A 7,309-nucleotide genomic window follows, 5' to 3' on the forward strand; every position below is an offset into this window, starting at 1 on the left:
CCCATACGGTCCATCTTATTGACGAACACCATACGGGGTACTTCATATTTATTCGCCTGCCGCCATACAGTCTCAGTCTGAGGCTGCACACCGGAAGATGCACAAAGCACAACCACAGCACCATCCAGTACTCGCAGAGAACGCTCTACTTCAATTGTGAAGTCAACATGCCCCGGTGTATCGATGATGTTGATACGGTGGTCTTCAAACTGCTGATTCATCCCTTTCCAGAAACAAGTAGTCGCAGCAGAGGTAATGGTAATACCTCGTTCCTGCTCCTGCTCCATCCAGTCCATGGTAGCTGCACCATCGTGCACCTCACCAATTTTATGGGATAGACCGGTGTAGAATAAGACACGCTCAGTGGTAGTGGTCTTGCCAGCATCTACGTGCGCACAAATACCGATGTTACGATATTGTGCGATAGGAGTTTTACGAGCCACAACTCAATCCTCAGCAGCTTAGAAGCGGTAGTGAGCGAATGCTTTGTTCGCTTCAGCCATGCGATGAACGTCTTCACGTTTCTTCACAGCAGCACCACGACCTTCTGCAGCATCAGCCAGCTCACCAGCCAGACGCAGCGCCATGGATTTTTCACCACGACCGCGAGATGCATCTACCAACCAACGCATAGCCAAGGCCATACGACGGCTAGGACGTACTTCAACAGGAACCTGGTAAGTAGCACCACCGACACGGCGGGACTTTACTTCGACCATAGGCTGAACAGTTTCCAGCGCTTTGTCGAAGATTTCCAGAGGATCCTGGTCAGAGCGCTCCTGGATTTTGTCCAGTGCTCCGTACACGATTTTCTCAGCAACAGATTTCTTACCGCTGATCATTACGTGGTTGATAAACTTTGCCAGAATTGTGTTACCGAATTTCGGATCCGGCAGAATTTCGCGCTTCGCAGCAACTCTTCTTCTAGGCATTGATAAGCCCTCAAATTTAAAAAGGTCTTCAGGTATTCAGGTAGTCAAACGACACCCGCCTTACTCTTATCCTGTCTGGTTTAGCGCGCCAGCGGCCTACTTAAAGACCGCTGCTTAGCCTCGCCATTAGGGATGGCGATTAAGACTTAGGACGTTTGGTACCGTACTTGGAGCGGCCTTGTTTACGATCATTCACACCGGAGCAGTCAAGAGAACCGCGAACAGTGTGGTAGCGTACACCCGGAAGGTCTTTTACACGACCACCGCGAATCAGTACAACGGAGTGTTCCTGCAAGTTGTGGCCTTCACCACCGATGTAGGAAGTCACTTCAAATCCGTTGGTCAGACGAACACGGCATACTTTACGCAATGCTGAGTTCGGTTTCTTCGGGGTAGTAGTGTAAACACGGGTACACACGCCACGGCGCTGTGGGCATGCCTGCAGAGCAGGAACGTCACTTTTTTGCACCTTACGTTTACGAGGCTTGCGCACCAACTGGTTAATAGTTGCCATTATTTAGCAAACTCCACGTTTTGATGGGCACCATAAAAAACTGGATTGAAATTAATCCAGTCACAAAAGGGGCCGGAATTGTACTCAATTCCGACCCATAACGTCAAACATTGAATAAAATTTATTCAGCGTCTGGCATTGAAGCGTTCAGTGCTTCGGTCAGTGCCTGTTGCACTTCTTCCGCACTCACGGTTGCAGAACCCGTTTCCGGCTGCGCTTTCTTACGTTTGCGCTCGGCATGGTATGCAAGACCGCTACCTGCAGGGATCAGACGACCCACAACAACGTTTTCCTTCAGACCGCGCAGGAAGTCCTGCTTGCCGGTTACCGCACCTTCAGTCAAGACTCGAGTAGTCTCCTGGAAAGATGCCGCAGAGATGAAGGATTCTGTCGCCAGAGAAGCCTTAGTGATACCCAACAGGACTCGTTCAAACTTCGCAGGAATCTTACCATCTGCTTCCAGCTGAGCGTTCTCAGCCACAACAGCCTGGTATTCAACCTGATCACCCGGAATAAAGGTCGAGTCACCGGATGACAGAATCTCAACTTTGCGCAACATCTGTCGAACGATAACTTCGATGTGCTTGTCGTTGATGATTACACCCTGCAAGCGGTAAACGTCCTGAATTTCGGAGGTGATGTATTTTGCCAGTTCACCCACACCCAGTACACGCAGAATATCGTGCGGGTTGGATGGACCGTCAGAAATAACCTCACCCTTTTCAACCTGTTCGCCTTCGAAGACGTTCAGGTTACGCCATTTCTGGATCATGATCTCAAACGGATCACCGTCCTTCGGACTGATAACCAAACGCTTCTTACCTTTGGTTTCTTTACCGAAGGTGACGGTACCGGAGATCTCCGCCAGAATCGCGGACTCTTTTGGCTTACGCGCTTCAAACAAGTCAGCTACGCGTGGCAGACCACCGGTGATATCCTTGTTGACCGTACCTTCCTGAGGGATACGTGCCAGTACATCACCTGCCTGTACCTCAGCGTTTGCCGCCAGGTTCAGGATCGCTTTAGCCGGCAGCAAGTACGTCGCCGGGGCACCGTTGGTCAAGATGATATCTTCGCCGTTAGCATCAACCAGTTTGATCAATGGGCGGATATCTTTACCCGCCTGCGGACGGTCTTTCGCATCGAGAACCTCGATGGTGGACAGACCTGTCAACTCATCCGTCTGACGCTTAACAGTGATACCATCTTCCATCCCTGCAAACTCAACCTTACCACCGACTTCAGTGATGATTGGGTGAGTATGGGGATCCCAGTTAGCAACGATGTCGCCAGCGTTCACTGTCTTACCGTCTTTAGACTTGATCACGGAGCCGTATGGCAGCTTGTAGCGCTCACGCTCACGGCCGTGCTCATCGGTCACACCCAGTTCACCAGAACGAGAGGTTGCAACCAAAGCACCGTCAGGGCGCTCGACATACTTCAGGTTATGCAGACGAATCTCACCGCCGTTCTTAACCTGTACGCTGTCTACCGCAGCCGCTCGGGATGCAGCACCACCGATGTGGAACGTACGCATGGTCAACTGTGTACCTGGCTCACCGATAGACTGTGCAGCGATAACACCCACAGCTTCGCCCGGATTAACCTGATGGCCACGACCCAGATCACGACCGTAACAGCACGCACAAATACCATGACGTGTTTCACAGGTAATTGCACTGCGAACGATCACTTCATCGATTGAGGAGTATTTCTCGTCGTTTTCCAGCAGATGAATCCAAGCTTCGTCCATCAACTCGCCGTTTTCGATCAGAAGATTACCTTCCGGATCCAATACGTCACGCGCGATTACACGACCCAGAATTCGATCACCCAGACCCACTACAACGTCGCCACCTTCAATCAGCGGCGTCATCAGCAGACCTTCTTCGGTACCACAGTCGTGCTCAGTGATCACGTTATCCTGTGCCACATCTACCAGACGACGCGTCAGGTAACCGGAGTTTGCTGTTTTCAGTGCGGTATCAGCCAGACCTTTACGAGCACCGTGGGTCGAGATGAAGTACTGCAGTACGTTCAGACCTTCACGGAAGTTCGCGGTGATTGGCGTTTCGATGATCGAGCCGTCCGGCTTCGCCATCAGACCACGCATACCTGCCAGCTGACGAATCTGCGCTGCACTGCCTCGTGCACCGGAGTCAGCCATCATGTAAACAGAGTTGAAAGATTCCTGCTCAACCTCTTCACCGTCGCGGTTTATAACCGGCTCAGTCCTTAGGTTGTCCATCATCTTCTTCGCCAGCAATTCGTTAGCACGGGACCAGATATCAACAACTTTGTTGTATTTCTCGCCCTGTGTTACCAGACCGTCTGCGAACTGACGCTCAATCTCTTTAACCTCTGCGTCAGCTTCACCGATGATGTCCACTTTCTCATCCGGTACAACGAAGTCGTTCACACCGATGGAAGCGCCGGACATCGTCGCCTGACGGAAACCCATATACATCAGCTGGTCAGCAAATATAACGGTATCTTTCAAACCACAACGACGGTACGCCTCATTCAACAGGCGAGAGATCGCTTTCTTCTTCATGTTCTGGTTGACCAGCGCATATGGCAGGCCAGCGGGAACAATTGCAAACAACAGAGCACGACCCGCAGTGGTTTCTTTTACTTCCGTGCGGGTTTCAACATTACCCTGAATATCGCGGATAGTTTCGGTGATACGCACGCGAACTTTCGCCTGCAGAGACACCTGACCGGCACCGTGTGCACGCTCTACTTCCTCAATATTGGAGAAGACCATGCCCTCGCCCTGGGCATTTACACGCTCACGGGTCATATAGTACAGACCCAATACTACGTCCTGAGACGGTACGATGATTGGCTCGCCGTTCGCAGGAGACAACACGTTGTTGGTGGACATCATCAGCGCGCGAGATTCCAGCTGCGCTTCGATTGTCAGCGGTACGTGTACCGCCATCTGGTCACCATCAAAGTCAGCGTTGTATGCCGCACAAACCAGCGGATGCAGCTGAATTGCTTTACCTTCGATCAGTACCGGCTCAAACGCCTGAATACCCAAACGGTGAAGGGTTGGTGCTCGGTTCAGCAGTACCGGATGCTCGCGGATAACTTCATCGAGGATATCCCATACCAGCGGCTCTTCACGCTCAACCATCTTCTTCGCAGCTTTGATGGTGGTCGCGTGACCACGCAGCTCCAGCTTGGAGAAGATAAATGGCTTGAACAGCTCCAGTGCCATTTTCTTAGGCAGACCACACTGGTGCAGACGCAGGTAAGGACCCACTACGATTACGGAACGACCGGAGTAGTCAACACGTTTACCCAGCAGGTTCTGACGGAAACGACCCTGCTTACCTTTGATCATGTCTGCCAGAGATTTCAGCGGACGTTTGTTCGAACCAGTAATGGCACGACCACGACGACCGTTATCCAGCAATGCATCAACGGATTCCTGCAACATACGTTTTTCGTTACGTACGATGATATCCGGTGCATTGAGATCCAGCAGGCGCTTCAGACGGTTGTTACGGTTAATAACACGACGGTACAGATCGTTCAGATCAGATGTCGCGAATCGACCGCCATCCAGCGGCACCAGAGGACGCAGATCAGGTGGCAGTACCGGCAGTACTTCCATGATCATCCATTCTGGGTTGTTGCCAGACTTGAAGAAAGCTTCCAGCAACTTCAGACGCTTGGACAGTTTCTTGATCTTGGTTTCAGAATTTGTCTGTGGCAGCTCTTCACGCAGGATCTGGATATCGCCTTCCAGGTCGATCGATGCCAGCAGCTCTTTCACCGCCTCTGCACCCATACGCGCGTCGAAGTCATCACCGAACTCTTCCAGTGCTTCGAAGTACTGCTCATCGTTCATCAGCTGACCGCGTTCCAGGGTAGTCATACCCGGATCGATCACAACAAATGATTCGAAGTACAGAACACGTTCGATATCACGCAGCGTCATATCCAGCATCAGACCGATACGGGACGGCAGTGATTTCAGGAACCAGATGTGCGCGACAGGAGACGCCAGCTCAATGTGACCCATACGGTCACGACGAACTTTTGCCAGGGTTACTTCAACGCCACACTTCTCGCAGATAACACCACGGTGCTTCATGCGCTTGTACTTACCACACAGGCACTCGTAGTCTTTTACCGGGCCAAAAATTTTGGCACAGAACAGACCTTCGCGCTCAGGCTTGAAAGTACGGTAGTTAATGGTTTCCGGCTTTTTAACCTCACCATAAGACCAGGAGCGGATCATCTCCGGTGACGCCAATCCAATACGGATGGAGTCAAACTCTTCAGACTGGCCCTGAGATTTAAGCAGATTCAGCAAATCTTTCATTATTTCTGGCTCCTCACGGAGTTAATGCCTGGGGCCACCAAGGTGACCCCCGCCTGATTTCGGTTAAGCCCTTATTCGCTTTCCAGCTCGATATCGATACCGAGGGAGCGAATCTCCTTGATCAACACGTTGAAGGATTCCGGCATACCCGGCTCCATACGGTGATCGCCATCAACGATGTTCTTGTACATCTTAGTACGGCCGTTGACGTCATCGGACTTAACGGTGAGCATTTCCTGCAGGGTGTATGCAGCACCGTATGCTTCCAGCGCCCATACCTCCATCTCACCGAAACGCTGACCACCGAACTGAGCTTTACCACCCAGCGGCTGCTGAGTAACCAAGCTGTAAGAACCGGTAGAACGCGCGTGCATCTTATCGTCAACCAAGTGGTTCAGTTTGAGCATGTACATGTAACCCACGGTTACCGGACGATCAAACTTATTACCGGTACGGCCGTCGAACAGCGTGAACTGACCGCTGGTATCGATATCTGCCAGTGTCAGCAGCTCTTTAAGCTCTGCTTCCTTCGCACCATCAAATGCAGGAGTTGCCAGAGGTACACCTTTACGCAGGTTATGCGACAGGGTCAGGATCTCTTCATCGCTGAAAGTATCCAGTTCCTCTTTACGGGCATTCTCCCAACCACCCAGCTTGCTGTTGTAGATACGATCCAGGAATTCACGCAGCTCTTTAACCTTCTCGGCTTTAGCGCGCTCTTCTTCCAGCATCTCGTTGATCTTGTTACCCAGACCTTTCGCTGCAGCACCCATATGGGTCTCCAGAATCTGACCAACGTTCATTCGAGACGGTACACCCAGCGGGTTCAGTACGATATCGACTGGCTCGCCTTTTTCGTCGTAAGGCATGTCTTCAACAGGCATGATCACGGAGATAACACCTTTGTTACCGTGACGACCTGCCATCTTGTCACCTGGCTGTACACGACGCTTAGTTGCAACGTATACCTTAACGATCTTCAGCACGCCTGGTGCCAGATCATCGCCAGTCTGCAATTTGCCTTTCTTATCTTCGAAACGGGCATCCAGCTGTTCGCGACGCTCTTCCAGCTGTTTCTGAGCCAGCTCAAGCTGCTCTGCAACAGTTTCATCGGACAGGCGGATCTTGAACCACTCAGAGTGTTTCAGATCGGACAAGAACTCAGACGTAATTTCGTCGCCTTTCGCCAGACCTGCACCACCGTCAGCCTTAAGACCAACCAGCGCTTTCTCCAGACGCTCAAATACCGCTTCTTCAACGATACGGAATTCATCGTTCAAATCCTTACGGATGGAATCCAGCTCAGAGGTCTCAATAGACAGCGCACGCTCATCTTTAGGCACACCATCACGGGTAAATACCTGTACATCGATAACCTTACCGATGGTACCGGTCTTAACTCGCAGGGACGTATCTTTTACGTCAGACGCCTTCTCACCGAAGATAGCACGCAGCAGTTTCTCTTCCGGAGTCAGCTGTGTCTCTCCTTTAGGCGTTTGTTTAGCGACCAGGATATCGCCAGGG

General features: G+C 51.5%; 4 protein-coding genes and 1 pseudogene. All 5 read right to left on the minus strand.

Features of this window, described 5'->3' with window-relative positions; genetic code table 11:
* The coding region (locus ABYW01_RS09805) for a GTP-binding protein (RefSeq protein ID WP_372832397.1) at nt 1-443 on the minus strand (443 nt) is incomplete at its 3' end.
* A gap of 18 nt (nt 444-461) precedes the next feature.
* On the minus strand, nt 462-932 hold the full coding sequence (rpsG, locus tag ABYW01_RS09810) for a 30S ribosomal protein S7 (RefSeq protein ID WP_193952490.1): 471 nt from the start codon (nt 930-932) through the stop codon (nt 462-464).
* Nucleotides 933-1,071: 139 nt separating this feature from the next.
* Complete coding sequence (gene rpsL / locus ABYW01_RS09815; protein WP_193952489.1) at nt 1,072-1,446, minus strand: 30S ribosomal protein S12; 375 nt, start codon at nt 1,444-1,446, stop codon at nt 1,072-1,074.
* 121 nt (nt 1,447-1,567) lie between these two features.
* A complete protein-coding gene (gene rpoC, locus ABYW01_RS09820; protein ID WP_372832400.1) occupies nt 1,568-5,785 on the minus strand; it encodes a DNA-directed RNA polymerase subunit beta' in 4,218 nt (1,405 codons plus the stop codon).
* A gap of 71 nt (nt 5,786-5,856) precedes the next feature.
* Nucleotides 5,857-7,309 (minus strand): annotated as a pseudogene (gene rpoB, locus ABYW01_RS09825) (DNA-directed RNA polymerase subunit beta); the annotation flags it as partial.

This window comes from Pontibacterium sp., from assembly GCF_041587635.1.
Classification (GTDB): Bacteria; Pseudomonadota; Gammaproteobacteria; order Pseudomonadales; family Balneatricaceae; genus Pontibacterium.

Bases quoted from the DNA above. Each gene is read 5' to 3' on its own strand.
- rpsG (WP_193952490.1), bottom strand. From the start codon at position 932: ATGCCTAGAAGAAGAGTTGCTGCGAAGCGCGAAATTCTGCCGGATCCG.
- rpsL (WP_193952489.1), bottom strand. From the start codon at position 1,446: ATGGCAACTATTAACCAGTTGGTGCGCAAGCCTCGTAAACGTAAGGTG.
- rpoC (WP_372832400.1), bottom strand. From the start codon at position 5,785: ATGAAAGATTTGCTGAATCTGCTTAAATCTCAGGGCCAGTCTGAAGAG.